This is a genomic window from Rhizobium sp. BK275 (assembly GCF_014193555.1).
GTDB lineage: Bacteria > Pseudomonadota > Alphaproteobacteria > Rhizobiales > Rhizobiaceae > Rhizobium.
The window spans coordinates 327,584-354,439 of the sequence record NZ_JACHZL010000006.1; the positions used below are offsets into that span (position 1 = coordinate 327,584).

The following is a 26,856-nucleotide window of genomic DNA, read 5'->3' on the forward strand; positions in this document are numbered from 1 at the left end:
TGGATCAGCCTAGCCGGCTCATCACTTCGCGATCGGGCCTACATAGTTGGTGTCGAAGCTCGGCCCCAATTTGAAGTCCTTAAGGCTCTTGCGATAGCCCGCCACTTCAATCTGCTGGAAGATGATGACGAACGGGCTGTTGGCCAGGAACTTCTTCTGGACATCCTCATACATGGCGGCGCGCTTGGCAGCGTCGCGTTCGAGCAGGGCAGCCTTCGTCACCTTGTCGAGCTCGGGCGCTTCCCAGGTATTGCGCCATGCGAGCGTCTTCACCGTACCGGCGTCGGAATTGTCAGGGTTGGAGGTGAAGGTGTCGGCGTTGGAGTTCGGGTCGAAATAGTCCGAGCCCCATTGGCCGATATACATGTCGTGCGTGCGGGCGCGGTACTTGGTCAGCGTCTGCTTGCCGTCGCCGGGAATGATTTCCATCTTCACGCCGGCCTGGGCGAGCGTCTGCTGCATGGATTCGGCAATGCCGGTTACCGGCTGCGTGTTGCGCACATCCATGGTGACCGAGAAACCATCCGGCAGACCCGCCTTGGCGAGCAGTTCCTTCGCCTTGGCGACGTCGAGCTTGTAGGGGTTCTCGTTCAGCGCACCGAGCTGGCCGGTCGGCAGGAAGGTCTGGTGGATCTCGCCGATACCCTTGATGAGGGTCGCACCGATCGCGTCGTAATCGACGAGATACTTGAAGGCTTCCTGGACTTCAGGCTTCTTCAGGTTCTCGTTCTTGCTGTTGAGGCTGACGTAATAGACCGTGCTCTTCGGCGCATTGGTTGTCGCCAGATCCGCATTCTTGGAAACGGCATCGAGATCACCCGGCTCCAGGTTGCGGGCGATATCGATATCGCCGGCCTCGAGCGCCAGGCGCTGCGCCGAGCTCTCCTTCATGTAGCGATAGATGACGCGGGCAAGCTTTGCCTTTTCGCCGTAGTAATTGTCGTTGCGTTCCATGACGACGACTTCGTTGGCACGCCATTCGCGCAGCTTGAAGGCACCGGAACCGGCATAATTCGTCTTCAGCCACTCATTGCCGAAATCGTTGTCATACTTGTGGTCGGCATCGACGGTGACGGACTTCACATGATCCATGACCAGCTTCTTGTCGACGACGGAAGCGACGGTTGCCGTCAGGCAGTTCAGCACGAAGCTCGGCGCATAGGGCTTATCGACGGTGAAGGTAAAGGTGGTCGGATCGACAGCCTTTGCCTTTTCGGTGACATTGTCACCGGTCAGACCGAACTGAGTAAGAATGAAGGCCGGGCTCTTGTCGAGCTTGACGGCACGCTCGAAGGACCAGGCCACGTCTTCGGCAGTGATCGGGTTGCCGGAGGCGAACTTCAGATCCGGCTTCAGCTTGAACGTATAGGTCAGGCCGTCATCGGAAACGGTCCAGCTGTCGGCGAGATCGCCCTTGATCTTCGACGTGTCGTTCATGTCGAGGCGAACGAGCAGGCTGTAGGTATTGCTGGTGACTTCTGCTGTCGAAAGCTCGAAAGCCTCGCCCGGATCCATCGTGATGATGTCGTCGATGGCAAAACCTTCAACGAGCGTATCCTTCGGCGTCTCAGCGAAAGCAGCAGGCGCAGCTACCATCAGGAGCGAAAGGGCCGCTCCCGCGGAAAGAAGTCGGAAGCTACGGTTGAGTTTGGTAATCATCGTGGTTTGTTCCCCTGTTTTGATTGATTACTAAGTATTATTTGGTTTCAGACGTCCTCTTCCCTCCACGCCGAAGCCAGAATGCGAAGCCAGTTTTCGCTGGCCATTTTGGTCAAGTCTTCCGCACCATAGCCAGCTTGCCGGAGAGCGGCAATCAGCTTCTGGTTGCCCGAAGCATCGCCGATTTCTTCCGGAATGGTAGCACCATCGAAATCCGAACCGAGCGCCACGCAGTCGATCCCGACGCGGTTCACGAGGTAATCGATATGGCGGATCATGTCGGAGAGCGGCGTGTCTGCCTCGGAGCGGCCATCTGGTCGCAGCATGGCGGTGGCATAGTTCACGCCGACGAGACCGCGGCTCTCGCGGATCGCATCGAGCTGCCTGTCGGTGAGGTTGCGCGCCACCTGCGTCAGCGCGTGGACGTTGGAATGGCTGGCGACGAGCGGTTGGTCGGTCGTCTCCGCCACATCCCAGAAACCCTTTTCGGTGATATGGGCGAGATCGATCATGATGCCGAGACGGTTGCACTCGCGCACCAGCGCGAAGCCGGCTTCCGTCAGGCCCGGCGCCGTATCCGGCGAACTGGGGAAAGCGAAGGGCACGCCATGGCCGAAAATGTTGTGGCGGCTCCAGACCGGCCCCAGCGAACGCAGGCCAGCGGCATGGAAGACTTCGAGCGCGGCGAGATCGGCGCCGATCGCCTCACAGCCTTCGATATGCATGACGGCGGCGAAAATGCCTGATGCCATCGCTTTGCGGATATCCTTGACCGAACGGCAGAGCTTCCAGGCGCCGGCACGGTCGAGCCTGAGCGCGATCGCCGCCATTTCCGTGGCGATCGCGAGCGACGGCAGCGGATCGAGAGGGGCGGCAAGCGGCGTCGCGTAGTGGCCGTTCGCATCGGGATCGGCAAAGACCAGATCGCCCGACGGAATGTAGATGGCGCAGAGGCCACCAGCCAGACCGCCCGCCCTCGCCCGGGGAGCATCTATATGCCCTGCTGTCGTGCGATCAGCGAATTCCGCAACCGGATCGCTACCGTCTTTCGCATGGGTCCAGAGTCGAAGGAGAACGTCGTTGTGGCCGTCGAATACGAGTTGCATCTGCTTTCCTGCGCTGCCCGAACGGGCGGATCGAAGCGGCAAGAATAGAAAAGCTGACGGAAAGCGCCACCTATTTTTTTACAAATGCGCAATGTGGAAAGCATGCAATTTTGCGATGCAAAAAGGTAACGTCGCAAATACCCTGGATGCCGCGGTCCACAGGCTGAATCGCCGCGGAATGTCTTTTCTGCCAATGATTTGAGAGAACCCCATGAGTGAGGAAATTTTCCAGGCGCTTATTCGACAATACCCGGATGCCAGACTGACGGCCGCCGACCAGCCCTTACCGGAAGCCGATTTTGAGGCACAGAAACATAAGCACTTTTCCCGCCGGGCATTGGGTGGAGCGATCGGCATCATCCATAATGCCAGAGGCCAAATCGTCCTGGCGAAGAGAAGCGGCATGCATACCGGCTGGTCTCTGCCGGGCGGAACGGTCGAAGAAGGCGAGGATTTCTCCGCCGCATTTCGCCGGGAGATAATAGAAGAAATCGGCGTGTCCTTGGATCTGGTCGAGCCGATCGAAATCGAACGAAAAAAGTTTATTTCACCACAAGGCGAAAGCTTCGATTTTCTGCTCACCGTTTTCGAAGCACGGATGCGTGAGGAAGAGCTGCCGGGACCAACAGATGACGCCATCGCAGAGGGACTGGAAATCGCTCTCTTCTACCTCGCCGATATTCCGTCCGAGATGATTTTGGGTGATCGTCAGAAACTCACGCACCATCTGAAGACATCATAAGCCCTGCATCCTCGTCGTGATCACAGCCATTCCCCATAAAACAATGAAGGGGCCGAAGCCCCTTTTTCCGGTTCAGTGCTTGGTTCGTTTCTTCTGCCTATAGACGTCGATGACGACGGCCGCGATGATGATGACGCCCTTGACGATTTCCTGGTAATAGGCGTCGATCCTGAGGAAAGTGAAGCCTGACGTCATGACGCCGAGGATGATGGTGCCGATGACCGTGCCGGTGATCCGCCCGACGCCGCCTGTCAGCGAGGTACCGCCGATGACGGTCGCAGCAATCGCATCAAGCTCATATCCGACGCCCATGCTTGCCTGCGCGGTTTCTGCCCGCGCCGCCGTGACGATACCTGCAAGTCCGGCAAGCAATCCCGCGATCACATAGACCTTGACGAGATGCGCCTCGATGTTGATGCCGGAAACGCGGGCCGCCTGCGGATTAGCGCCGATGGCATAGGTGAACTTTCCGTAGCGGGTGTAGCGCAACGCAATGTGGAAGATCAGCGCGACGATCAGAAACACGACAACCGGCCATGCCTTGGTTCCGATAAAATGGAACTGTTCGGTAATCCCCGAAACCGGCTGTCCCTTGGTATACCACTTGGCCACCCCCCTGGCCGAAACGAACATTCCGAGCGTTGCGATGAACGGAGGGATCTTCGTATAGGCGATGAGCGCGCCGTTTATGAGGCCGGCGGTTGCCCCGATCAACAGCCCCACGACGATAGGCACGAGGGCAGGCAAATCGGTCAGCGAGGGAAACACAGCCCGCCCCCAGCTTGAGGACTGGGCAAAACTTGTTGCGATCATCGCTGTCATGCCGACGACCGAGCCCGAAGAAAGATCGATACCGCCGGTGATGATGACCTGGGTGACGCCGACGGCGATGATGCCGATGACGGAGACCTGCAGGATCATGATCGTCAGGCGCTGTGAATTTACGAGGAAACTCTGGCCGATGAAGATCCAGCCGAGGATTTCGTAAATGAGCGCAATGCCGACCAGCACGAGGAAGATGCTGAGTTCAGGCGGCACGCGCCGTCGCCTCGGCCTGGTTGCGAGCGGGGCTGCGCCCTCTGCTGCCTTGATAGTCATGTCAAACCTCCCTTCAGCGATCCCGGCTCACACGCAATCACTGCGCGGCAAGCTCCATCACCTTGATCTGCGTTGCTTCATCGCGATTGAGAAAACCGGTGACGCGCCCCTCGTGCATCACCATGATGCGGTCGCTCATGCCGAGAACCTCCGGCATCTCCGAGGAAATCATGATCACGGCGACGCCGTTGCGCGCCATCTCGGTGACCAGCCGGTGGATTTCCGCCTTTGCCCCGACATCGATGCCGCGCGTCGGCTCGTCGAGGATCAGAATCTTCGGATTGGTGAGCAGCCATCGGCCGATCAGCACCTTCTGCTGATTGCCGCCCGAGAGGTTCTCGACACGCTCATAAAGGTTCGGCGTCTTGACGCGCAGCTTTCGCGCCATGTCCTCGCAGGTTTCCTCGATGGCGCCTTCCTGCACGAAGCCGCCCTTGACGAACTTGTCGTGCAGCACGGCGACCTGCATGTTTTCGAGAACGTTGAGGATGAGAAGACAGCCCGTGTCCTTTCGGTCTTCCGTAAGAAAGGCCATGTGATTGCGGATCGCCACCGTCGGCGAGGTGATCTCGACCTGCTTGCCGAAAAGCTCGATCGTGCCGGAGCTCGCCGGCGTCACGCCGAACAGCGTTTCGGCAACGTTCGACCGACCCGAGCCGACGAGGCCCGCCACTCCGAGGATTTCGCCCGCGCGCACATCGAAGGAAACGTCGCGGAAGACGCCTGATAGATTGAGGTTCTTGACCGACAGTACCACGTCGCCGATCGGCACATCTTCCTTGGGGAACATCTGGGTGATCTCGCGTCCGACCATCATGCGGATAATGTCGTCGCGGGTGACGTCGGTGGAGGCGTGCGTGCCGATATATTTGCCGTCGCGGAAAACGGAAAACTCGTCGGCGATCTCAAAGAGCTCGTTCATCTTGTGGGTGATGTAGACGATGCCGATACCCTGCGCTCTCAGATCACGGATGATGCGGAAGAGATGCTCGACCTCCCGCTCCGTCAGCGCCGAGGTCGGCTCGTCCATGATCAGCACGTCGGAATTATAGGAGACCGCTTTGGCGATCTCGACCATCTGGCGGTTGGCAACCGAGAGATACCGGACCTCGATCGCGGGGTCGATGGCGATATTGAGCCGGGCAAACAATTCCTCGGTCTGGCGATACATCGCACCGTGATCGACGAGGCCAAAGCGGTTCTTCGGTTCGCGGCGGATCCAGATATTTTCCGCCACCGTCATGAAGGGCATCAGGTTCAGTTCCTGATGGATCATGGCGATACCGTTTTCCAGCGCATCGAGCGGCGATTGCAACCGGATTTCCACGCCTTTCAGCCGGATGTCGCCCTTATCGGGAATATAGATGCCGGCAAGAATTTTCATCAGCGTGGATTTGCCCGCACCGTTTTCGCCCATCAGCGCATGCACGGAGCCGCGCTTCAGCCGAAACTGTACATCATCAAGCGCCACGACACCCGGAAACTCCTTGCGCACGCCCTCGGCGGTCAGGAGATATTCCGCATTCGGAATTGCGCCACTTGCGCGAACCGCGGCCATGGTGGTCGGGCTGACAGCCATCTGGTTTCCTCCGGATACGGATAGGTTTAAAGGATGCGGGCGTTCCGGCCCGCACCCGGTTCGTCTCGACCCGCCTCAGTTCTTGGCGACAAAGTCCTTGACGTTTTCAGGCGTGACGAGCTGGAAGGGGATGTAGACCTTCTTCTCGACCTTTTCGCCCTTGGCAATCTTGAGTGCGGCATCGAGCGCCCCCTTGCCTTGGCCGGCGGCGTCCTGGAATACAGTCACATCGAGATCGCCCGCCTGCATGGCGGCAAGCGCGTCCTGCGTGGCGTCGACACCGCCGACGACGACCTTGGTCATGTCCTTGCCGGCCGCCTTCAGCGCCTGGATAGCGCCGATCGCCATTTCGTCGTTGTTGGAGATCACGGCATCGAACTCGATGCCGCTGGAGAGCCAGTTGGTCATCAGGTCGGAGCCCTGGGTGCGGTCCCAGTTGGCCGTCTGTTCTTCCACGATCTCCAGTCCCTTGCATTCGTCCGTCTTGATGACATCATGGACGTCCTGGGTTCGCATGCGAGCCGCCTGGTTGGAAAGCTCGCCCATGATAACGACGGCCTTGCCTTTGCCACCGAGAATACGGCAGATTTCCTTGGTTTCCAGCGTGCCGGATTCCTGCTCGTTGGACGCCACGAAAGCCTGCTTTTCTGGCAGCGTGTCGACATTGACCGGCTGACGGTTGACGTAAACCAGCGGAATGCCGGCATCGGCCGCAAGCTTCGACATTGCCGTCGTCGCATCGGTATCGACAGGGTTGACGATGATCGCATCGACCTTTGAGGCGATGAAGTTCTGGATCTGGCTCTGCTGCTTGGAAACGTCGTTCTGCGCGTCTTCAACCTGCAATGTGACGCCATTGAGCGTCTTCGCATAATCGGTCATGCCGTTGCGCAGAACGGTCAGGAAGTTGTCGTCGAATTTGGCCATCGAAACGCCGACCGTTTCCGCATGGGCGGCCGTCGACAGGACGAGCGCCATCGCAGTGCCCAGAATGAATTTTCTCATTGCATTTCCTCCACAAAGCGGTGCCCGGCTGCACCCTCCTCACGCCGGGGCCTCAGACATCCGTCTGCAGGCCTTAATCCCGCGCCGCCTCTCCCGTGGCGGCCCCGTCAAAACGGAACAAACAAACCGTAAAATTTGTCTCGCGGAATATTCATTCCATTTTATCGAAACGACGTCAAGCCTCTTTGCCGATTTCGGATACGGTTGGCGGCGCGAGGCCCGCTATTGCGGTGAACTGTGGGAGATCAGCCTGTTGCAATCCGGCCATGATCGGCAAAGAACCGTCACAGGCACTTATTGTGAAAGCCGTAGAGATCCCCATCTAGTCGAGGCCCCAACAGCCTGCGCACACCGGCTGTTTTTTGAAAATTTTGGAGACAGGACAGATGTCCATTTCGATGTATCGCCTTACCGTACCCATGTTTCAGCGCGGCATTGCCAGCCTGAAAACCTATCTCGACAAGGCCGAAGCCTATGCCGAGGAAAAGAAGATCGATCCGACCATTCTCGTAAACGCGCGTCTGGCACCGGACATGCTGCCGCTTTCCGGTCAGTACCAGCGCGCCAGCGACAGCGCGAAATTTACGCTCGCTCGCCTGACGGCGACCGACGCGCCGAAATTCGAGGATAATGAAACGACGATCGCCGAACTGCGCGAGCGTATGGCGAAGACCGAAGCCTATCTAGCCAGCTTCTCTTCGGAGGCTCTGGAAGGGAGCGACGTCAAGGATATCACGGTGCCAGGCCGCAACGGTCTGGTCGTGCCGGGCCTCGAATATGTCGCCCTCTTCGCGTTGCCGAACTTTTATTTCCACGTGACGACGGCACACGCCATCCTGCGCAATCAGGGTGCGCCGGTCGGCAAGCGGGATTTCCTCGGAAACTTCTGATGCCGAGAGCATCGGCCCGAAAATCGGAACCGATTTTCGAAAGCCTGATGCGTAATTTCCAAGAGTTAGAGCGTCCTTTGTGCGTCCGAACGGACGCACGGCGCTCTAATCAGGGTCGGTGCGTCACCGGCCCTTTTTCCGTCAGTTCGGTATAGGCAAGTGTCTGATCGAGATGTCGCGCCCGGAGCGACAGCAGCCGTTCGGCATAGCCGAGCCGTACCGACGCATAGGCCGGATCGTCGGCAAGGTTGCGCAATTCCATCGGATCTTCCGAGAGATCGAAGAGCAGCGCCGACAATGCGGTGAAATGCACATATTTGAACCTGTTGTCGCGGATGACGGCAAGGTTCAGTTCATTCGACCGAAGGCCGAAATGCCGCTCCGCCTCGCCATGGGCGATATCGCGGAAATCGAATTCCCAGAAAGCCGCGTCCCGCCAGCCCGACGCTTCGATACCGTCGAGGAACGATGCAAGCGAGCGGCCGTCGATGCCATTGGCAGGCACAATGCCGAGCCGTTCGCAAAGCGTCGGAAACACATCGGTAGCACTGGTAAAATGATCAACGATACCACCGGCTGCGGCCGCGCCGGGATCGCGAATGACGAGCGGAATATGGTAGCTGCCGTCGAAATAGCCGCCTTTGCCGAGCATCCAGTGATCCCCCGCCATCTCTGCATGATCGGAGGTGAAGACGATGATCGTGTTGTTCCACTCACCGGCATCTTTCAGCGCTTGCCAGATGTGGCCGAGCTGGTCGTCCACTTCGGCGATCATGCCGTAGTAAATAGACCGGATGGCATCGAAATCAGCGACGTTCCAGTCGCTGAGCGGCCCTTCCGCCCCGCGGATGAAACTGCCCTTGCCGGCGCGCGGCATCGCATAGGCAAGATAGGGATGGCTCTGCTGTTCCGTTTCGCAGTCGGTGGCACGCGCAAAAGCCGGGCCTTCGCCCGGATTGAACATGCGGTTAAAGGGCTCCGGTACGGAGAAAGGCGGATGCGGCCGCAAAAAGGAAATATGCGCGAACCACGGCGCATCCTGCTCCCCCATCCAACGGATGAATTCGCCGGTCAGGAAGGCGGTCTGCGTTTCTTCACGTGAATAGGCGGGCGCCGCGTCGGAGATTTCTCCTGCCGCAGCGCCGACTGGAATGTGGATATCACGGCTGACGGCATCCTTGTGGCCGCGTGAACGCAGCCAGGAAAGCCACTGTCTTTCATGTTCCGGCAGGAGCTGGCGAGCCGTGAAACCCGGCAGCAGGCCTTCATAGGTGGTCAGATGCGGATCATTGGCATCCATATCTCTGGGATCGGGCGCCGTGTCCGTGTAGCCGAACAGCGTCGGATCGTAACCCGCCCGCCTTGCCGCCAGCGCCAGATTATCGAACCGCCGGTCGAGCGGCGATCCGTTCCGGCAGACGCGATGGTTCATCTGATAAAGGCCGGTATAAAGCGTAGCGCGCGCCGGCGAACAGGGAGCTGCACCGGCATAGTGCCGCCGGAAGAGCGTCCCTTCTTTCGCCAGAGCGTCTACATTCGGCGTCTTGACGCAGGCGTGCCCCATAGCCGAGAGGCAATCGCCGCGCCATTGATCCGCAGTGACGATGAGAACGTTGGGCTTTGAGCCGCGTTCAGTGCTGATTTGATCTCGCATGCCAGTTCCAGGCCGACTGAATGATCTGCGAGAGATCATACTGCGGCACCCAGCCCAGCACGTCCCGCGCCTTGTCGTTATTGGCGACCAGCGTATGTGAATCGCCCTCGCGACGGCCGATATACTCCACCGGGAACGGCTTCTTGGAGACATCTTCGATGGCGCCGAGCAGTTCCTTCACCGTCGTGCCGGTGCCGGTGCCGAGGTTAAGCGCGACAGACTCGCCACCTCTCAACAGATATTCGACGGCGCGCACGTGCGCATCGGCGAGATCGAGAACGTGGATATAGTCGCGCACACAGGTGCCGTCGCGCGTCTCGTAGTCGCTGCCGAAAACCTTGAAGCCCTGGCGGCGCCCCAGGGCTGCGTCGATCGCCAGCGGGATCGCATGCGTTTCCGGCTGGTGCCATTCGCCGATCCGGCCTTCGAAATCGGCGCCGGCAGCGTTGAAATAGCGCAGCACGACGGAGCGAAGGCTCTTGTACTGGTCGTAATCGGCAAGCGCCTGTTCGACGATATATTTGGTGCGGCCATAGGGATTGATCGGCACCTGGCGGTGCGTCTCATCGAGTGGCACGCTCTGGGGCAGACCGTAGGTCGCGCAGGTAGAGGAGAAGACGAAGGCATTGATACCCGCCGCCTGCGCCGCCGAGAGGAGCGTCAGCGTGCCGATGACATTGTTCTCATAGAAGGAGACCGGATCCTTGACTGATTCGCCGACCTCGATCAGCGCCGCAAAATGCAGGATCGCCGACGGTTTGTGCTTTGCCAGCACCTCATCGAGACGGGCGCGATCGCGAATGTCACCCTCTTCCGCTGGTCCCCATTTGACGAATTCGCGATGACCGTTGGAAAAATTGTCGAACACCACGGGCTTGTAGCCCTTGTTCGCCAGATCGAGACACGTGTGCGAGCCAATATAACCAGCGCCGCCGACGACCAGTACCGTTTCACCTGCCATGCATCTATCCCTTTACAAGTCACAGATGCGTGGACCTTAGCCAAATTACACGTCAGTAAAAAGTTATCTCGGTTACATATTTGCAAAAAGAAGAAGATTAGAGATGCCTTGCACACGGAATGCGCATTGGGCAGCGCGATCGGCCTGCCGGCCACACCGACGCCTTTTGCATCGAAGACATTCGTTATATCGCTAACGCCGTCGGAATGGCGCCGACATTTCGGCTCTTCCGTGGTCGAAGAGATCGGTCGACATCTGGCCGCTCAGCCTTAGCACTATAATGTTTATCGTCGATAAGCCTGCTGCATGAGTTTAAGGAAGAAAATATGAAAAAGGCGATCATCGTCTGGGGCGGCTGGCAGGGCCACGAGCCGGAGCCCTGCGCAAACATCGTTGGCGAATTGTTGCGCGAGGACGGATTTGCAGTCGAAATCACCAATGACCTCGGCATCTTCGGCTCCCCGCTTCTCGCAAATGCCGATCTTCTGGTGCCGGTCATTACCGGCGAGAAGCTGGAAAAGCCGCACGCAGATGCCCTGGTCCAAGCTGTTCGCGGCGGTCTCGGCCTCGGGGGCCATCACGGCTGCCTTGCTACTTCCTTCAAGGAAAGCGCACCCTTCCGCTACGTCTCCGGTGTCACCTGGGTTGCCCATCCCGGCAATATTATTGACTTCCAGGTTGCCATAACGCGGCAGGATGATCCGTTAATGGAAGGCATTCCGGACTTCGACTACCGCTCGGAGCAGTATTATCTGCACTACGATCCCTCGGTGGAAATCCTGGCCACCACGACCTTCACCGGCCAGTACGATCCTGCCGCGCGCAATATCGCGATGCCCGTCGTCTTCAAGCGACATTTCGGCGAAGGCCGCGTGTTCTACTCCGCACTGGGCCACGTCGCCGCCGAATTCAGCCACCCCTATATGCCCCTCATTCTCCGGCGCGGCCTCAGTTGGGCCGCTCGCCAGTAATGAGGGGTAGGACCGCAATGAGCTGCGATACTTGGCCGGGCGGCTTCGATAAATATACAGAGCCGAGGAACGTTCACATCATGCTTGCGAACAAGCCGGCCTGACAACAAAAAAGCCGACGGCTGACTAACATTCAGTATATAAAAGCGCCTCTGCGACGCCGGTCTCAGCCGAGCCTAGCGAGCGGCTGTCCTGCGATGGCTGTGTCGATTGTCCTGCACCTCAGCTTCGTCATGGGCACGCATCAAGCGTCCGGCTGCCTTAAGCTTTTCGATGAGATCGCTTCCGTCGGCAGAAGCCTTGGTGGCTTCGAGTTGCTGAAATTCCCTCAGCGCCTGCGCCCAATGGCTTTCGCCCCGATCATGCGGTCGGCCTTCCTCTTCCCAGATGGCATAAGCCCGCTGGCTGACCCAATCGTCCCGATTACGACTCATTTAGAAAACCCCAGCGAGTAAATACGCCAAAACAATATCAATAGGAATAAAGTGCCAAACGGGACTTTAGGAGTCGTTACTGCGGGATGTAATTTTGCAGGATAAATTACGTCACGCAGAGTAGTTTTTCGGCAGCTATAGTTAAAAGGGCGGAAACGTCGATCCGCCCCAATATTTCAGGCAGTGATAGACTCTTCCGCCATCTCGCCGGTGCCTCGTCCCATGAATGTGAAAATGACGATTGCCGTCAGGATCGTGATGCCGGTCAGCAGCCACAGAAGCAGGTTGAAGGCATTGTTATAGGCATGAATGAGCTCCAGTTCTCCCATGCCGGAAAGGGCCTGGGCCGCACCATGCAGATCACCGGTTACTAATCGCTGTGCTGCGGTTGTCGCTTCATGGCTTGATCCGAGAAACGATCGCGTCAGCGCGGAGAGGACAGCGCTGACGATCGCGAGCGCCACACCCTCGCCGGCGACACGCGTCGTGCTGAAGATCCCGGTAGTCATGCCGGCGCGCTCTTTTGGCACAACACTGACGGCGAGCCCGTCCATGAGACCCCAGGGCAGACTGATGCCAATGCCGATCGTCAGCAATGGGCCGATGAGCAGGGCGTGATCCGACCCCACCGGAATATGGGCAAGCCAGAAGAGGCCGGCAGCCGAAATGACGAGACCAACGCTGCAGATCGTCGCTGCCGGCAGCCACCGGGTCAGCAATCCAGCGGCAATCGGCAGAACGAGAAGCGGACCGGAAAGCGCGATCATCATCTGCCCGGCGGCAACCGCGCTGAGGCGCTCGATACCGACGAAGCGCACCGGCAGCAGGATCAGCAAGACGACGAAAGCATAGGCCGGAGCCGCTGCCAGCAACTGCACACCGACAAAGCGAGGATACCGGAAAAGCGTCAGATCAAGCATCGGCCTCTTCACAAGATGCTCGATAAAACAGAAGACGGCCACCAGCAGCGCAGAGCCGAGAACGAGCCCAAGCGTGAGAGCATCACCCCAGCCGCTTTCCGGACAGGGCGAGCGTGAAGCTGATCGCGCCTGGCCAATCAAGCCCCCTTGCCTCGGGGTCGCGGGTTTCCGTCAGGAATATTGCCCCGAAAACGAAGGCGATGGTGGCGAGGCCAACCACGAGAGCGAAGATCGCCCGCCAACCGAAGGCCTCGATCATCATGCCCGACGCCATCGGTCCAAACGCCAGACCGACACCGAAGCTTGCACCGACGAGGCTGAAGGCGCGCATGCGCTCCTTTCCGTCGAACTCCTGGGCCAGCGATGCCATCCCGCCGGAAAAGGCCGCGGCCGAGCCGAAACCTTGGAGCGCACGAAGGCCGTCGAACCAGACGATATCAGGCGAAAAGGCAAGCCCGCCGGAAAACAGGATGAAGGCTGCGAGGCCACACAGGAAGATGCGCTTGCGGCCATAACTGTCTGCCAGCGCTCCGGCCGCCATCAATGTGCTGCCGAATGTCAGCATGAAGGCATTGGTGACCCAGTTATGGGCAATGGGGCTGCCGCCGAGTTCACCACTGATTGCCGGCAGGGCGACGGCCGGACCGGTGAAGGTGAGCGGCATGGCCGCGGCTGCCGAGCAGACGGCGATCAGAACGAAGATTTTCTCTGCAATACTTGTAGGTTTGGACTTGTGAGTGACGGTCATAAAGATATCCGCTGGTTCGAGGATGAAGACACGCTTGGGAGGCCCGCGCGGGAGGCGTCGAAACACCTGGACTTCGAATGCGGAAATCAGCATAAATTGAGGATAATTCTTCGATAACCTATGGTTTGTTCCGCTCATAGTGGAAGAAATCGCTCGAATGGATCTGCAGATGGATCAGCCATTGGGAGGCCTGACTGCCTTCGTCAGAACCGCTGACCTTGGAAGTTTCGTTGCCGCCGGCCGCGCGCTCGGCCTCTCGCCCTCCGCTGTCGGCAAGGCTGTGACCGCACTTGAACAACAGCTCGGCGTCCGCCTGTTCCAGCGCTCGACACGGAGCCTGCGGCTGACGGAAGAAGGCCGCCTCTTCCATGAGCGCTGCCGGCGTATCCTCGATGATTTGGAAGACGCCCAGGCCTCGCTCGCTCAGGCTGTGGCAATCCCTCGGGGACGGCTGCGCGTCAGCGTACCGCTGGTCAGCTACCATCTGATCCTGCCGATCCTGCCGGAATTCGTGAACCTCTACCCGGAGGTCGAACTGGATCTCGACTTCAACGACCGGATCGTCGACCTGATCGAAGAGGGCGTCGATGTTGCAATCCGCAGCGGGACCTTACCAGACTCGAGACTGATGTCGCGCGCACTTCGCCCGTTTCAGCTTTTGCTGTGCGCCGCGCCTGCCTATCTGGAAAAATACGGAACACCGGATTGCCCCCGTGACCTCGAAGGCCATCGGAGCGTCCGGTTCCGCTTCCCGAATTCCGGAAAGCTGCAGCCCTGGCCGCTCAGCCTCGCCGCCGACCATCCGGAAATCAGAACCCGCACCGTTCTGACCTGCAACAACATGGAAGCCCTTCGCGGCGCCACCATCAGCGGCATGGGCATCGGCTGCATGCCCGATTTCCTCGCCCGCGACCCGCTGGCCGACGGCAGGCTGCGCACCGTGCTCGACGCCCATATAGACGCCCCCGCCCAGTTCCACCTGCTCTGGCCCTCCAACCGGCACCTCTCGCCCAAGGTCCGCGTCCTCGTCGATTTCCTGAGCGAAAAACTGTTTTCCGATCAATGTGAGAGCTACGCAAAAGATACGTCAGCGCTGCATTCTCCGAGACATTGAATGCCTGCATTGCCGTGATCGTGATGGCCTCGTCGAAGCGGATATGCATCGTGCCGGCCAACCAAATTCCGAGTCCAAATGACAGGCCTTCGAATACCTCAGCGCATAGGATGCATAACTTGCATAGGATTTTTCATTGGTCGTGTGGGAAATGTCAGACGGTGACATGACAGGCATTGAATCTGACATTTCCTATAGAGCCGCTGAAACTGCCTATGCAAGTTATGCATCCTATGCAGGCCCCGAAAACAAATGGGCCTTTCTCACCGCTGACTTCTCCCGACGTCCCCTCTTTCTCCTCACGTCCATCTCGGACTCAACCTTTCTCGCCGATAGTCTCTGTGATCAGCAACACAGGAAAGGCGAAAGGCTGCTTCGGCATAGTGCAGGGCGAGTCATATGCGTATTTTAAAGTTTTTTCGTGCTGTAGCTTTGTGTAACCTCAATCTCCTTAACGGCTGTTTTCCGTTCGTGTTCTGTAAAAATTGCTTCATCATCGTAAATCTTCTTTGCCTGATCCCACTCTCCGATCTCAACGAGATAGTGAGCATAAGTTACAAGGTATGCGCGATAGTTAGTCCTACTATCCTCAACATCCCGCGGACCTACCATCTCTCGCATGCCGTCCAGAACAGACAATGCCCTGCTTTTATTGCCGTCCTTCAATAAAATCTCAGCATATATACGTTGGGGCTCAAATAATGTTGGTGTTTTCACGATTGCACTCTCAATCAAGCGGAGGGCCTCTTTGTTATTTCCCCATAAATGTTCGAATTCCGCTTTTCGCGTGGTGTAAAAAGACTTTCCGCCCTCCTCCCCCACTTTCGATAAGATATCAAACATATCGTTGATTTCTGTTACACGCTTGGCATTGCGCCCATGTTTCCTCACGAGGACGGCCAGAAGAATATCGACTACATACGGGTTACGCTGAGCGTAACTGAATGCCTCTCGAGCAAATTTTTCAGCTTCATCAAGATTATCTCTAGCCAAGCAAATAGCAGCAATCTCTCGAGCGGCGGAAATATTTCCAGGGGAGAAATCATATGACTCCCGGAAAAACTTTTCAGCCGTCGGGAGACGCCCCTTCAAGCGAGCATTGAAACCCTCAAAAAATGCTATGTTGCTCTTTACCCAATCATTTCCATTTAGGCCCTTGAGCTTTTTGATTCCTCCGTCAAACGCGACCACATCTCCCGTTCTCGCCGCGGGCAAACAGATGTATCGGCAAGCAGCAACTACTCCCTCTAATGATAGTCGATCGGATCCTTTTAAGCCCTCCTGAGCATAGCGAATGCTCCGTTCCCATGCCCGCTGGTCGTAAGATCGCTTTGCCATCCAGACATAGTGAGACGGCAAGAGAAAAGCCGACGCAAAGCCGGACATTTCGTCATTGGTACTCAGAGACGCCAAGATAGCGGTGTCTACGAGCGCAACGGGCGCCGTTCCCTCCTCAAGCCTCACAGACAGCGAGTTGGCGATACTTCGCATAGCATTCTGCTCGACATCGCGGGGAATCTTAACGCGTTTGTCGCGCTCAACCGCAACAAGGACCGCAGGTGAGACTTGAAACCGATCCCCGTCACCATCAACCACGTGGAGATTAGCTAGTCTCGACAAAGCATCGCTAACAGACTGGGCATCAATTTCTAGTGCGGCAACGATTGCGCTAAAATCCAGCTCAGGGACGGTCCGCAGAATTGCGAGAATTTTAAGTTCTATATCGTTAAATTCGATTTTGGATACGTATTCAGAGCTCTGCCTATGCTTCCAATCAATAAAATCGCTCGGACTCGCAAGAAAAGCTTCAACTCCGCGCTCTGAAATTTCTTCAACAAGTCTATATATATTAAACGGGTGGCCATCACTCAACTTAATTAGGGTATCTAGGGCTTCAATCGAAAGAGTAATGTCTTTGTCCTTGGTAAGCCGCGACAGCAGTCGCTTCGCCGACTCATATGGAAGAGCGCGGACACCGACATATGCAATATCGTTCTGGGATCTCCTTAGCTTCTTCGGCGTCATTCGCGGCGCAATTATGATTGCTGGTGGGTGGGGTCTGGGGGAAAGTTTTGAGATCACCGCATCCAGCTCTTCGGTAAGCGCTCCGGAGTCCGTGAGAATACCCCCATTATCGATAAGGAACGCCGTTTCTTGTGCGGGCAGCAAGCCATTCAGCAAATCAGCAGTTTGGCGGCGCTTCTCATCGATGCCCGCAAGTTCGAACGCTTGTATGCGCTCTCTGAATTCTCTAGCGGTCAACGTGGGACGCAAAGTGGTGAGAATATTCCGATAAAGTTCATGAATACTGGAAAACGCATCGACTTTTACGCCCGGTATGACCCTCCCTGAGCGAGGGTAGTGGCTCTGGTAAAAGCTTCGAGCGAGACTTCTTCTGCCGGACCCAAAATTACCAGAGATAAATATGCCTTTGGCAGGGGGTCGGTTATGATCTGAGATCTGATCCTCAAGCTCTTTCAGCTCTGTTTCTCGACCTAAGAACGGATGAAACGAACTTTCAGCAGCCTGCTTCACTGAGATCAAAGTCCCTTCGATCAGTCTAGCCGCACCCTCAGGTGTTAAGGTTTTTCTGACGATGTTGAAGAATTTCGCGTTGCTGGAGGCCTGAGCGAATGCAACATCATCCAAGCAGATAGCTAGAAATCTCGCAATTCTTCCGCTCGCGATGAATTCCAAACCCAGTAGGAGCTCGAATTCGACATATGCCGAATTAACGCTGTTTTCAGACAGAAACAGACAAAATAAGTCGACCCTCTGCAAAGCTTTCACAATTGCCTGAGAGTTAACAAGGCCAGCATCGAAGGTCTCAGAGTCGAGCTCATAGCTTCCCGGCCTGAGTAAAGACGCAACCCCCTCGACATACCCTTTGTCTTTAGATGAGTGCGAGAGGAAAGCCTTCATGGTGGGGACCTTTGGTTGCCTGCGTTGTTACACGCTATGCGCGCCGCTGTATCAAGGCAAGCCACCACACTCGCCCTGTGTGACGAATATGAACGCAGGGCGCCGGAAGTGCGGTTCTAGCCAATTTCGACACCGACATCTAAGATGCGTAGAAGTCAGAAGATCACAGGGAAACTTACGGCCCAAAGCCCAGCATGGCGGAGAGGGTGGGATTTGAACCCACGATACCCTTGCAGGTATGCCGCATTTCGAGTGCGGTGCATTCGACCACTCTGCCACCTCTCCGCGGTCTTGGTCGGCGCTTGTTCGGCGCGGGCGTTCTCATAACGAGCAAATGACAGACTGGCAAGCCGAAATCTCAAGCTTTTCCATCCTTTTGCCTTGACACCTTTTTGTCACTCGCGTATCCCGCTTTCGCAATAGGAGTGGAGTATTCCGCCCCTTGCCCGCCTCGCGCTCGCGCGGGGTTTCACCGGCAGACCAGAGTTCCGGGCCAGTTCCCTGAAATCCCTGCTTAACTTCGACTGATAAGAAGACAGCCACCTGCCTGTAGCGGGGAGAGCTGGATCGAACATGAAAGGATAAAATAATGTTCGCAGTCATCAAGACCGGCGGTAAGCAGTATCGTGTGGCAGCCAATGACGTGCTGACCATCGAGAAGCTTGAAGCCTCCGCTGGCGACTCCATTGAATTCACCGAAGTCCTCGTGATCGGCGAAGGTGCCGACGCAGCGATCGGTGCGCCCTTCGTAGCCGGCGCCTCCGTCAAGGCGGAAGTCGTCGACCAGACCCGCGGCAAGAAGGTCATCGCCTTCAAGAAGCGTCGTCGTCAGAATTCGAAGCGTTCGCGCGGCCATCGCCAGCATCACACGGTTGTCCGTATCACGGACATCGTGGCCGCCAAGTAAGATCAACGGGTTTCAGGTTTAAAGGAGAACTCCAATGGCACATAAAAAAGCTGGCGGTTCCTCGCGCAACGGTCGCGATTCCGAATCCAAGCGCCTCGGCGTGAAGAAGTTCGGCGGCGAGAACGTCGTAGCCGGCAACATCATCGTTCGCCAGCGCGGTACGCAGTGGCATCCGGGCGCCAATGTCGGCCTCGGCAAGGATCATACTATTTTTGCGCTTACGGCTGGCAATGTGGACTACCGAACGAAGGCCAATGGTCGCGTGTACGTGTCTGTAATGCCGAAAGCGGAAGCAGCGGAATAAGCCGGTAGCGCTCAAAAACAGCCGGCGTCTCATCGACCCGGCTGGCCATACCAGGTTCAGTCCAGAAAACAGGGGAGATGGGGCGCCATCTCCCCTTTTTCTTTGTCCAAACAGGAGGACTGAACATGCAAGGCGAATTGATGAGGGTCGACCAATCACGGTCACCCCGGGAAGACCGGCGGTCTTCCATGGAACGGCTGAGGCCGGAGCGGTTAAGGACCGATTGCCCTGTCTTGTTATCGGAAAGGCTCGTCATGCGCGCGCCCCATGAAGAAGACATTGACGCCCTTGCCCATCTCGCCAACAACGCCAAAGTCGCCACCATGGTATCGCGTATGCCGCACCCCTATACCGCCAATGATGCCGCCGACTTTGTTTGGCGTACGCGAAATGGCGAGATTGGCAAGTGCGTCTATGCCATCACTAAGGCCGAGAACGGCGCCTTCATGGGCTGCTGCGGAGTGGAGCCGCATACCGATGAAAGGACTGTCGAGATCGGTTACTGGCTGGGTGAGCCCTATTGGAACCAGGGTTATATGACCGAGGCCTGCCATGCGCTCGTCGACATGGTGTTCAGGACGCGGCAGCAGGTCGAGCAGATCGATGCCCGTTGCCGGGTCATGAACGTTGCCTCGCGCCGCGTCATCCAGAAGTGCGGCTTCCAGTTCCAGGGATCCGGCCTTGCCGCCTCGCTGGCGCTCGGCAGCAACGTGCCGGTCGAATGGTACCGGCTCGACCGCAAGACCTGGATGTCGCTGAGAAGCTGGGGGGCAATCTCATGAACGCCGTTGTCCTGCAGAGGCCCAAGACCAAGCCCATGATGCCCGGCCCTGTGCCGGTCATCACGACGGCAAGGCTGACGCTCCGCCCCCATAGGCTGAGCGACGCGCCGGCGATTGCGGAATCGCTTTCCGATTTCGCGGTCACCAGAATGCTGGCCCGCGTCCCCGCCCCCTACGACCGGCAGGATGCGCTGGACTGGCTGGTTCCGGTCACATCTGGCGTAATGCCGGACTGGGTTCTGGCGATAACAGGCAGTGACGACGTCCATATCGGCAATGTGTCGATCGAACTTCGTCATGGTCGCTGGCACCTCGGCTACTGGCTGAACCGCTACTACTGGCGGCGCGGCTATATGAGCGAGGCCACGGAAGCCGCACTGGAGCGCTTTTCGCGGCGTATGCCTGATGTGCCGGTTCATTCGGGCGTCTTTGCCGACAACCCTGCTTCGCTTCGGCTTCAGGAAAAGCTCGGCTTCCGGATGACCGGCTGCAGCGAAATCTATTCTTTCGCCCGCAATACCATGGTCGCCCATATCGAAACCGTGCTTCAGCCTGGCGCACTTCAACAGAGACAGGTTGCCTGACATCGGAAGGACGCCGCTGAATTGGCGGCGTCCCCTCAATCGCCGATCTCGACCCGCAGGGGAAAATGGTCGGAACCCAGGGAATCCGTGTCGATGACGGCGGATTTTAATCGGTCCTTGAGGCCGCAACTGACGAAGCAATAATCGAGATGCATGCGCTTGCCGTGATCTTTCGGATCCATCCAGCTGTAGCTTCCGGGCTTATAGGCTCCGAGCTCCGCAAAGGCGTCGATGGGCGTGCCGATCCGCGCCGTGCGGCCGTAGAACCGGTCGACGGATCCGGCAAAGGCGCAATATTCCGGCGATTCCGGCTCCATGTTGAAGTCGCCCATAATGACATAATCGTCCGGCAGCGGCGGCTCGGAAAGCTCGAATTCGTGGGCACCACTCAGCGACGCGCCCTCCTGAACGAAGGCATTGATGCGGTCGGTGAGATGGTGAAGTTGCGCAATGCGCTCGTCGGCGGAAACATGGTCGAGATGAACGGAATAGACCCGCATCGCGCCGCCTGGTGCGGCAATAACGGTTTCCGTGGCACCGCGCTGGAGATTGATCTTCTCTACCGTGCGACTGCGCGGCAGAAGCAGCGTTCGCGTTGACAGGATGGGCCAGCGCGACAGCACCATGTTGCCGAACTGGAAACGGGTGCCGCGCAGCGGAGAAACCTGGCCCTCCGGCGCCACGGCATGCATGTCGCAGGCCGGACCATAGACCCAGAAATGGTCGGGAAACAGGGCCGCGATCGCGGCCGGCATGTCGGCATAATCGTTCCGGACGAAGCCTCTCGTCACCTCCTGCAGAGCTATGACGTCGGCGCCTTCGAGACTTTTGGCGATACGTTCCGGATCGTATCTGCCATCGAGACCGAAGCCGTACTGTATGTTATAGCTCGCAAAAATCACGATATTCTTTGACCTCCGCCTGAACCGCCTATATCGAATGGGCCAAGAGGGGTCGCCCAAACGCACTGAGTACTGGAAGTAAAATGAAATTTCTCGATGAAGCAAAGGTCTATATCCGGTCGGGTGATGGTGGCGCGGGCAGCGTTTCCTTCCGCCGTGAGAAATTCATCGAGTTCGGTGGGCCTGACGGAGGCGACGGCGGACGCGGAGGCGACGTCTGGGTGGAGGCCGTCAACGGCCTCAACACGCTGATCGATTTTCGCTACCAACAGCACTTCAAGGCCAAGGTCGGCATGCATGGCATGGGCAAGAACCGCACCGGCGCCAACGGTGATGACGTAACGCTCAAGGTTCCCGTCGGCACGCAGATTTTTGAAGAGGATCAGGAAACCCTGATCTGCGACCTCACTGCAGAAGGCCAGCGATTCTGCCTCGCCAAGGGTGGCAACGGTGGTTTCGGCAACGCCCACTTCAAGTCTTCGGTCAACCAGGCGCCGGACTGGGCCAATCCCGGTCTGGAGGGCGAAGAAAAGACCATCTGGCTGCACCTGAAGCTGATTGCCGATGCCGGCCTCGTCGGTCTGCCGAATGCCGGCAAGTCCACCTTCCTCGCTTCGGTGACCCGCGCCCGGCCGAAGATCGCCAATTACCCCTTCACGACGCTGCACCCCAACCTCGGTGTCGCGACCATCGACGAGCGGGAATTCATCCTTGCAGATATTCCCGGTCTCATCGAAGGCGCGCATGAGGGCGTGGGCATCGGCGACCGCTTCCTCGGCCATGTCGAGCGCACGCGCGTACTGCTGCATCTCGTCTCTGCCCAGGAGGAAAAGGTCGGCAAGGCCTATAAGACGGTGAAGCACGAGCTCGAAGCCTATGGCAACGACCTGGTCGACAAGCCGGAAATCGTCGCGCTCTCGCAGATCGACGTACTCGACGATGCGACCCTGAAGAAAAAGGCCAAGGAACTCGCCAAGGCCTGCGGCAAGACACCCTTCTTGATTTCCGCCGTCACCGGCAAGGGAATGACCGAGGTGCTGCGCGCGCTGCGCGACATCATCGTCGAAGCCAATACCGAAGAAAAGCCGGCCAAGACACCGAAGCTGCGCCATCGCGACATGATCCTGAGCGACGAGGACGAGGCGGATGAGTAGCCGTAAACCGCTGGACCGCTATCGCCGCGTCGTCATCAAGATTGGCTCGGCCTTGCTGGTGGACCGCAAGACCGGCCTGAAGAAAGCCTGGCTCGATGCCATGTGCGCCGATATCGCCGTGCTGAAGTCCAAAGGCGTCGATGTCCTCGTGGTATCGTCAGGTGCCATTGCGCTCGGGCGCTCGGTGCTCGATCTTCCCTCCGGCGCGCTGAAGCTGGAGGAAAGCCAGGCGGCAGCGGCAGTCGGCCAGATCGTGCTGGCACGAGCCTGGTCGGAAAGCCTTTCGCGCGACGAGATCGTCGCCGGCCAGATCCTGCTGACACTCGGCGATACCGAAGAGCGCCGCCGCTACCTCAACGCTCGCGCCACCATCAACCAGCTTCTGAAGATCGGCGCCGTGCCGATCATCAATGAAAACGACACGGTCGCGACCAGCGAAATCCGCTATGGCGACAACGACCGCCTTGCTGCCCGTGTCGCCACGATGACCGGCGCCGACCTGCTGATCCTTCTTTCCGATATCGACGGTCTTTATACCGCGCCGCCGCATCTCGATCCGGATGCACAATTCCTGGAAACCATTGCCGAAATCACCCCCGAGATCGAGGCCATGGCTGGTGGCGCCGCCTCCGAACTCTCGCGCGGCGGCATGCGCACCAAGATCGATGCCGGCAAGATCGCGACGACCTCCGGCTGCGCCATGATCATCGCGTCAGGCAAGCCTGATAGTCCCCTTTCAGCAATCGAAAAGGGCGCGCGCTCGTCTTGGTTTGCACCATCAGGCACGCCAGTTACCGCCCGCAAGACCTGGATTGCCGGACAGCTTCAGCCGGCCGGCGCATTGCATCTCGATGAAGGTGCCGTCACGGCGCTCGGCGCCGGCAAGAGCCTGCTTCCGGCAGGCGTGCGCAGCATCTCCGGCAATTTCTCTCGCGGCGACACGGTCGCGATCATCGCTCCCTCCGGACGCGAGATCGCCCGTGGGCTCGTCGGTTACGACGCGGAGGAAGCCCGCCAGATCACCGGCCGTAAATCGGCTGAGATCGAGGCGATCCTCGGTTATCCCGGCCGCGCCGCCATGGTCCATCGTGACGATATGGTGATGACTGCGCAGATCGGTTCGAAATCGGAAAGGCAGAAGAAGGACGCAAGCTATGCTTGATACAGTTGCGCAGAGCCCGGACATTGACGCGCTGATGAACGACATCGGCCGCAAGGCAAAGGCCGCCGCGCGACCATTGGGCTTTGCTCCAACCGACGCCAAGAATAAAGCTTTGAACGCCATGGCAGATGCCATCCTGGCGAACAAGGCCCATATCCTTTCGGAAAATGCTAGGGATTTGAAGGATGTAGAGGGTACGGACATGCTCGCCTCCTTCATCGATCGCCTGACGCTGAACGACAAGCGTGTCACAGAAATGGCCGAAGGCATCCGCGCCATTGCCGCCATTGCCGATCCCGTCGGCGAAGTGATCGCCGCCTGGGATCGCCCGAACGGCCTGAAGATTGAGCGTGTCCGCACGCCGCTCGGCGTCATTGGCGTCATCTTCGAGAGCCGGCCGAACGTGACGGCCGACGCCGGCGCACTGTGCCTGAAGGCGGGCAATGCCGTGATCCTGCGCTGCGGTTCGGATTCGCGCCGTTCATCAGCCGCGATCCATGCCTGCATGGTCGAGGGCCTCAAGGCAGCCGACCTGCCGGAACATGCGATCCAGCTGGTACCGGTTACCGACCGCGCCGCCGTCGGTGCCATGCTGCGCGGGCTTGATGGCGCAATCGACGTCATCGTGCCGCGCGGCGGCAAGAGCCTCGTTGCCCGTGTGCAAAGCGAGGCGCGCGTGCCGGTTTTCGCCCATCTTGAGGGCCTGTGCCATATCTATGTCGATGCTTCCGCCGATCTCGAAATGGCGAAGAACATCATCGTCAATGCCAAGATGCGCCGCACCGGTGTCTGTGGCGCAGCCGAGACCCTGCTCGTTGACGGTGCCGCCATCGGCACGCATCTGAAGCCATTGATCGAGGTTTTGACTGAAGCAGGCTGCGAGGTTCGCGCTTCGGCTGCCGTTCTCAAGGTCGTGCCCGGCTTGAAGCCCGCAACCGAAGAAGACTGGTCGACCGAATATCTGGATGCCATCATTTCCGTTGCCGTCGTCGACGGCATTTCCGGCGCGATCGACCATATCCAGAAATATTCGTCCAATCACACCGAAGCCGTGCTTGCCGAGAACCCTGAAGTCGTCGAACGCTTCTTCACAGAGATCGACTCGGCCATCCTCCTGCACAACGCCTCCACCCAGTTTGCCGATGGCGGCGAATTCGGCATGGGCGCGGAAATCGGCATTGCCACCGGCAAGATGCATGCGCGTGGCCCCGTCGGCGTCGAGCAGCTGACCTCCTTCAAATACCGCGTTCGCGGCACTGGACAGACGCGGCCCTGACGTGACCACAGAGCAGATGGACCGGCGCTATCTCCGCATGCCGCATAGCGAACGCGGCATGATCGTCGGTCTGTTTGGCGGCTCCTTCAATCCGCCGCATGAGGGCCATGCCCTTGTCGCCGAGATCGCCATCCGCCGCCTGGGGCTCGATCAGCTCTGGTGGATGGTGACGCCGGGCAATCCGCTGAAGAGCCGCAACCATCTCGCACCACTTTCGGAGCGCATCGCACGCAGCGAGGCGATCGCTACCGATCCGCATATCAAGGTCACAGCCTTCGAGCAGTCATTTGGCGTGAGTTATACGGCCAACACGCTCGCCCGCGTGAAGGCACGCAATCCGCATGTGCATTTCATCTGGATCATGGGCGCCGACAGCCTGGAAAATTTCCATCGCTGGCAAAAGTGGCAGAATATCGCGCGCACCTTCCCGATCGCCGTTATCGACCGGCCGGGCTCGACGCTCTCTTACCTTTCGTCGAAAATGGCAAAGACCTTCGCCTTTGCCCGCATTGACGAAGACGATGCCCGCATTCTCTGGAAGAAGCCGGCGCCCGCCTGGACTTTCATTCATGGCCCGCGCTCGACCTTGAGCTCGACAGCCATCCGCAATGGCGATCATCATAAAGCCGCGGAATAGATCAGTTTGTTTGGAACATTGCCGAAAATGAAAAGCCCGACGCGGGAGGAGGTGCGTCGGGCTTAAAACTTGATCGACAACTGGGAGGAGGAGTGTTGTCGATCCTATCGGACGGCTATGGGAGGAGGAGAAGCCGTCGGATGATTGTGTTTTAGCATATTTGTTCAGAAGGTGAATATATATAGGTGCATTGCAGCAATGCGTAGAATGCAAGCCTCGCGACAATATGGTGACATCAGTTGCCATTTTAATCAGCAAAAACAGATCGATTCAATCCCGCCATCCTTTCGACCTGCCATTTGCCAACTGAATCGCCACAATTTCACCTCAGTAATTTTCGGTCCGCCGTGAGCCATGCACTTCACGAATGCGTGAGGACGCAGTGCGGGAAAACCACCGTTCGCTGCCGTTATATTTTATGAAACGCAACCCTAGCCAAATCTCCCTCGCCGTTATATCCGTCTAGATATTTCGAACCCGGAGAGAAGATCATGCACAAACGCCGCCATTGGATGAAACTGGCAACCGCCGCGATTTCGGCCATCTGGCTTGGCGCAGCAGCGCTTTCCGCACCTGCCGGAGCCGCCGAAAAGGTCACCGTTTTTGCAGCCGCAAGCCTAAAGGATGCGCTTGATGCCGCCAACGCCGCCTGGACGAAGGAAAGCGGTAAGGAGGCCGTCGCCTCCTATGCGGCAAGCGGCGCACTGGCAAAGCAGATTGAAAATGCTGCCCCGGCTGATGTCTTCATTTCCGCCGATTTGAATTGGATGGATTATGTCGCCGATAAGAAGCTGATCAAGCCGGACACACGTTCCAACCTTCTTGGCAACCGCCTCGTACTCGTCGCCGAAAGCGGCAAACAGAAGCCGGTTGAAATCAAGCAGGGATTCGATCTCGCCGGCCTGCTCGGCGACGGCAAGCTTGCCATGGGCGAACCCAAGTCGGTTCCAGCCGGCAAATATGGCCAGGCGGCGCTCGACAAACTCGGCGTCTGGACGTCCGTAGAAACCAAGGTCGCCTATGCAGAAAGCGTGCGCGCCGCACTTGCCTTCGTTTCCCGCGGTGAGGCACCCTACGGCATCGTCTACCAGACGGATGCCGCCGCCGATAAGGGCGTCACGATCGTCGGTACTTTCCCGGCCGATTCTCACCCGCCGATCATCTATCCGATCGCACTGCTCGCCGAGAGCAAGAACCCGGATGCCCTCGCCTATCTTGATTTCCTGAAGTCGCACAAGGCTGCTCTTTTCTTCGCTGCCCAAGGCTTCACGACCCTGAAATAATTGCGCAATTAGCGCCCAGAGCTTAGCGTGAAGGCTCGCTTCGGCAGGCCTTCTATGTTTCG

At 58.2% G+C, this 26,856-nt stretch carries 23 protein-coding genes, 1 tRNA gene and 1 pseudogene; 13 read left to right on the forward strand and 12 right to left on the reverse strand.

Annotated elements, in window-relative coordinates:
* Nucleotides 1–21 precede the first annotated feature (21 nt).
* Nucleotides 22–1,659, reverse strand: coding sequence for an ABC transporter substrate-binding protein (locus FHT82_RS20495; RefSeq protein ID WP_183734520.1), 1,638 nt, complete (start codon nt 1,657–1,659; stop codon nt 22–24).
* Nucleotides 1,660–1,706: 47 nt separating this feature from the next.
* Entirely contained in the window at nt 1,707–2,765 is a 1,059-nt protein-coding gene (locus tag FHT82_RS20500; protein WP_183734521.1) for a dipeptidase, read from the reverse strand.
* Between the two features lie 211 nt (nt 2,766–2,976).
* On the opposite strand from FHT82_RS20500, the gene FHT82_RS20505 reads away from it, so the two are divergent.
* Nucleotides 2,977–3,507: an NUDIX hydrolase gene (locus FHT82_RS20505; RefSeq protein ID WP_183734522.1), complete on the forward strand. Its 531-nt coding sequence runs from the start codon at nt 2,977–2,979 to the stop codon at nt 3,505–3,507.
* Nucleotides 3,508–3,579: 72 nt separating this feature from the next.
* Here the strand turns inward: FHT82_RS20505 and FHT82_RS20510 are convergent, their stop codons facing one another.
* From FHT82_RS20510 to FHT82_RS20520, 3 genes are all read right to left on the reverse strand, one after another.
* Entirely contained in the window at nt 3,580–4,605 is a 1,026-nt protein-coding gene (locus tag FHT82_RS20510) for an ABC transporter permease (protein WP_183734523.1), read from the reverse strand.
* Between the two features lie 37 nt (nt 4,606–4,642).
* Nucleotides 4,643–6,184: a sugar ABC transporter ATP-binding protein gene (locus FHT82_RS20515; RefSeq protein ID WP_183734524.1), complete on the reverse strand. Its 1,542-nt coding sequence runs from the start codon at nt 6,182–6,184 to the stop codon at nt 4,643–4,645.
* A 75-nt stretch (nt 6,185–6,259) separates the two neighbouring features.
* Complete coding sequence (locus FHT82_RS20520; RefSeq protein WP_183734525.1) at nt 6,260–7,189, reverse strand: sugar ABC transporter substrate-binding protein; 930 nt, start codon at nt 7,187–7,189, stop codon at nt 6,260–6,262.
* A gap of 386 nt (nt 7,190–7,575) precedes the next feature.
* Between FHT82_RS20520 and FHT82_RS20525 the strand changes: the two genes are divergently transcribed.
* Entirely contained in the window at nt 7,576–8,079 is a 504-nt protein-coding gene (locus tag FHT82_RS20525) for a DUF1993 domain-containing protein (RefSeq protein ID WP_183734526.1), read from the forward strand.
* Nucleotides 8,080–8,188: 109 nt separating this feature from the next.
* On the opposite strand, the gene FHT82_RS20530 is transcribed toward FHT82_RS20525, so the two are convergent.
* Nucleotides 8,189–9,733, reverse strand: coding sequence for an alkaline phosphatase family protein (locus FHT82_RS20530; protein WP_183734527.1), 1,545 nt, complete (start codon nt 9,731–9,733; stop codon nt 8,189–8,191).
* Complete coding sequence (gene galE, locus FHT82_RS20535) at nt 9,711–10,694, reverse strand: UDP-glucose 4-epimerase GalE (RefSeq protein ID WP_183734528.1); 984 nt, start codon at nt 10,692–10,694, stop codon at nt 9,711–9,713. Before galE ends, FHT82_RS20530 begins: the two co-directional genes overlap by 23 nt.
* 326 nt (nt 10,695–11,020) lie before the next feature.
* Between galE and FHT82_RS20540 the strand changes: the two genes are divergently transcribed.
* The gene (locus FHT82_RS20540; protein ID WP_183734529.1) at nt 11,021–11,665 is read left to right on the forward strand and encodes a ThuA domain-containing protein; all 645 of its coding nucleotides are present in this window, start codon (nt 11,021–11,023) and stop codon (nt 11,663–11,665) included.
* Nucleotides 11,666–11,841: 176 nt separating this feature from the next.
* On the opposite strand, the gene FHT82_RS20545 is transcribed toward FHT82_RS20540, so the two are convergent.
* Nucleotides 11,842–12,099: a DUF2934 domain-containing protein gene (locus FHT82_RS20545; protein WP_183734530.1), complete on the reverse strand. Its 258-nt coding sequence runs from the start codon at nt 12,097–12,099 to the stop codon at nt 11,842–11,844.
* A 176-nt stretch (nt 12,100–12,275) separates the two neighbouring features.
* Nucleotides 12,276–13,767 (reverse strand): annotated as a pseudogene (locus tag FHT82_RS20550) (MFS transporter).
* Between the two features lie 169 nt (nt 13,768–13,936).
* Here FHT82_RS20550 and FHT82_RS20555 point away from each other — a divergent pair.
* Complete coding sequence (locus tag FHT82_RS20555) at nt 13,937–14,881, forward strand: LysR family transcriptional regulator (protein WP_183734531.1); 945 nt, start codon at nt 13,937–13,939, stop codon at nt 14,879–14,881.
* Between the two features lie 408 nt (nt 14,882–15,289).
* On the opposite strand, the gene FHT82_RS20560 is transcribed toward FHT82_RS20555, so the two are convergent.
* Together FHT82_RS20560 and FHT82_RS20565 are read right to left on the reverse strand one after the other, a co-directional pair.
* Complete coding sequence (locus FHT82_RS20560; RefSeq protein WP_183734532.1) at nt 15,290–17,803, reverse strand: toll/interleukin-1 receptor domain-containing protein; 2,514 nt, start codon at nt 17,801–17,803, stop codon at nt 15,290–15,292.
* 195 nt (nt 17,804–17,998) lie between these two features.
* A tRNA-Ser gene (locus FHT82_RS20565) sits at nt 17,999–18,088 on the reverse strand.
* Between the two features lie 304 nt (nt 18,089–18,392).
* Between FHT82_RS20565 and rplU the strand changes: the two genes are divergently transcribed.
* The 4 genes from rplU (at nt 18,393) to FHT82_RS20585 (ending at nt 20,380) form a co-directional block, all read left to right on the forward strand.
* Nucleotides 18,393–18,710 (forward strand): 50S ribosomal protein L21, encoded by a 318-nt coding sequence (rplU, locus tag FHT82_RS20570; protein ID WP_007824851.1) that lies wholly within the window; start codon nt 18,393–18,395, stop codon nt 18,708–18,710.
* 34 nt (nt 18,711–18,744) lie between these two features.
* On the forward strand, nt 18,745–19,014 hold the full coding sequence (gene rpmA / locus FHT82_RS20575) for a 50S ribosomal protein L27 (RefSeq protein WP_113429721.1): 270 nt from the start codon (nt 18,745–18,747) through the stop codon (nt 19,012–19,014).
* A 125-nt stretch (nt 19,015–19,139) separates the two neighbouring features.
* Nucleotides 19,140–19,796, forward strand: a complete 657-nt coding sequence (locus FHT82_RS20580) for a GNAT family protein (protein WP_183734533.1) — start codon at nt 19,140–19,142, stop codon at nt 19,794–19,796.
* The gene (locus FHT82_RS20585) at nt 19,793–20,380 is read left to right on the forward strand and encodes a GNAT family N-acetyltransferase (RefSeq protein ID WP_183734534.1); all 588 of its coding nucleotides are present in this window, start codon (nt 19,793–19,795) and stop codon (nt 20,378–20,380) included. Before FHT82_RS20580 ends, FHT82_RS20585 begins: the two co-directional genes overlap by 4 nt.
* A gap of 35 nt (nt 20,381–20,415) precedes the next feature.
* On the opposite strand, the gene FHT82_RS20590 is transcribed toward FHT82_RS20585, so the two are convergent.
* On the reverse strand, nt 20,416–21,282 hold the full coding sequence (locus FHT82_RS20590) for an endonuclease/exonuclease/phosphatase family protein (protein WP_183734535.1): 867 nt from the start codon (nt 21,280–21,282) through the stop codon (nt 20,416–20,418).
* 83 nt (nt 21,283–21,365) lie between these two features.
* Between FHT82_RS20590 and obgE the strand changes: the two genes are divergently transcribed.
* The 5 genes from obgE (at nt 21,366) to modA (ending at nt 26,794) form a co-directional block, all read left to right on the forward strand.
* Complete coding sequence (gene obgE / locus FHT82_RS20595) at nt 21,366–22,436, forward strand: GTPase ObgE (RefSeq protein WP_183734536.1); 1,071 nt, start codon at nt 21,366–21,368, stop codon at nt 22,434–22,436.
* Entirely contained in the window at nt 22,429–23,598 is a 1,170-nt protein-coding gene (gene proB / locus FHT82_RS20600) for a glutamate 5-kinase (protein ID WP_183734537.1), read from the forward strand. The genes obgE and proB overlap by 8 nt, the downstream gene beginning before the upstream one ends.
* Entirely contained in the window at nt 23,591–24,874 is a 1,284-nt protein-coding gene (locus FHT82_RS20605; RefSeq protein WP_183734538.1) for a glutamate-5-semialdehyde dehydrogenase, read from the forward strand. Before proB ends, FHT82_RS20605 begins: the two co-directional genes overlap by 8 nt.
* A 16-nt stretch (nt 24,875–24,890) precedes the next feature.
* Nucleotides 24,891–25,511 carry a nicotinate-nucleotide adenylyltransferase gene (locus tag FHT82_RS20610; RefSeq protein WP_183734655.1) on the forward strand — a complete coding sequence of 207 codons (621 nt, stop codon included), beginning with the start codon at nt 24,891–24,893 and terminating at the stop codon, nt 25,509–25,511.
* 491 nt (nt 25,512–26,002) lie between these two features.
* Nucleotides 26,003–26,794 (forward strand): molybdate ABC transporter substrate-binding protein, encoded by a 792-nt coding sequence (modA, locus tag FHT82_RS20615; RefSeq protein ID WP_183734539.1) that lies wholly within the window; start codon nt 26,003–26,005, stop codon nt 26,792–26,794.
* The last annotated feature ends 62 nt before the right edge of the window (nt 26,795–26,856 follow it).

What these genes read in the sequence shown, in the direction of transcription:
- FHT82_RS20495 (WP_183734520.1), bottom strand. Translation starts at nt 1,659, where the DNA reads ATGATTACCAAACTCAACCGTAGCTTCCGACTTCTTTCCGCGGGAGCG.
- FHT82_RS20500 (WP_183734521.1), bottom strand. Translation starts at nt 2,765, where the DNA reads ATGCAACTCGTATTCGACGGCCACAACGACGTTCTCCTTCGACTCTGG.
- FHT82_RS20505 (WP_183734522.1), top strand. Translation starts at nt 2,977, where the DNA reads ATGAGTGAGGAAATTTTCCAGGCGCTTATTCGACAATACCCGGATGCC.
- FHT82_RS20510 (WP_183734523.1), bottom strand. Translation starts at nt 4,605, where the DNA reads ATGACTATCAAGGCAGCAGAGGGCGCAGCCCCGCTCGCAACCAGGCCG.
- FHT82_RS20515 (WP_183734524.1), bottom strand. Translation starts at nt 6,184, where the DNA reads ATGGCTGTCAGCCCGACCACCATGGCCGCGGTTCGCGCAAGTGGCGCA.
- FHT82_RS20520 (WP_183734525.1), bottom strand. Translation starts at nt 7,189, where the DNA reads ATGAGAAAATTCATTCTGGGCACTGCGATGGCGCTCGTCCTGTCGACG.
- FHT82_RS20525 (WP_183734526.1), top strand. Translation starts at nt 7,576, where the DNA reads ATGTCCATTTCGATGTATCGCCTTACCGTACCCATGTTTCAGCGCGGC.
- FHT82_RS20530 (WP_183734527.1), bottom strand. Translation starts at nt 9,733, where the DNA reads ATGCGAGATCAAATCAGCACTGAACGCGGCTCAAAGCCCAACGTTCTC.
- galE (WP_183734528.1), bottom strand. Translation starts at nt 10,694, where the DNA reads ATGGCAGGTGAAACGGTACTGGTCGTCGGCGGCGCTGGTTATATTGGC.
- FHT82_RS20540 (WP_183734529.1), top strand. Translation starts at nt 11,021, where the DNA reads ATGAAAAAGGCGATCATCGTCTGGGGCGGCTGGCAGGGCCACGAGCCG.
- FHT82_RS20545 (WP_183734530.1), bottom strand. Translation starts at nt 12,099, where the DNA reads ATGAGTCGTAATCGGGACGATTGGGTCAGCCAGCGGGCTTATGCCATC.
- FHT82_RS20555 (WP_183734531.1), top strand. Translation starts at nt 13,937, where the DNA reads ATGGATCAGCCATTGGGAGGCCTGACTGCCTTCGTCAGAACCGCTGAC.
- FHT82_RS20560 (WP_183734532.1), bottom strand. Translation starts at nt 17,803, where the DNA reads ATGAAGGCTTTCCTCTCGCACTCATCTAAAGACAAAGGGTATGTCGAG.
- rplU (WP_007824851.1), top strand. Translation starts at nt 18,393, where the DNA reads ATGTTCGCAGTCATCAAGACCGGCGGTAAGCAGTATCGTGTGGCAGCC.
- rpmA (WP_113429721.1), top strand. Translation starts at nt 18,745, where the DNA reads ATGGCACATAAAAAAGCTGGCGGTTCCTCGCGCAACGGTCGCGATTCC.
- FHT82_RS20580 (WP_183734533.1), top strand. Translation starts at nt 19,140, where the DNA reads ATGCAAGGCGAATTGATGAGGGTCGACCAATCACGGTCACCCCGGGAA.
- FHT82_RS20585 (WP_183734534.1), top strand. Translation starts at nt 19,793, where the DNA reads ATGAACGCCGTTGTCCTGCAGAGGCCCAAGACCAAGCCCATGATGCCC.
- obgE (WP_183734536.1), top strand. Translation starts at nt 21,366, where the DNA reads ATGAAATTTCTCGATGAAGCAAAGGTCTATATCCGGTCGGGTGATGGT.
- proB (WP_183734537.1), top strand. Translation starts at nt 22,429, where the DNA reads ATGAGTAGCCGTAAACCGCTGGACCGCTATCGCCGCGTCGTCATCAAG.
- FHT82_RS20605 (WP_183734538.1), top strand. Translation starts at nt 23,591, where the DNA reads ATGCTTGATACAGTTGCGCAGAGCCCGGACATTGACGCGCTGATGAAC.
- FHT82_RS20610 (WP_183734655.1), top strand. Translation starts at nt 24,891, where the DNA reads ATGGACCGGCGCTATCTCCGCATGCCGCATAGCGAACGCGGCATGATC.
- modA (WP_183734539.1), top strand. Translation starts at nt 26,003, where the DNA reads ATGCACAAACGCCGCCATTGGATGAAACTGGCAACCGCCGCGATTTCG.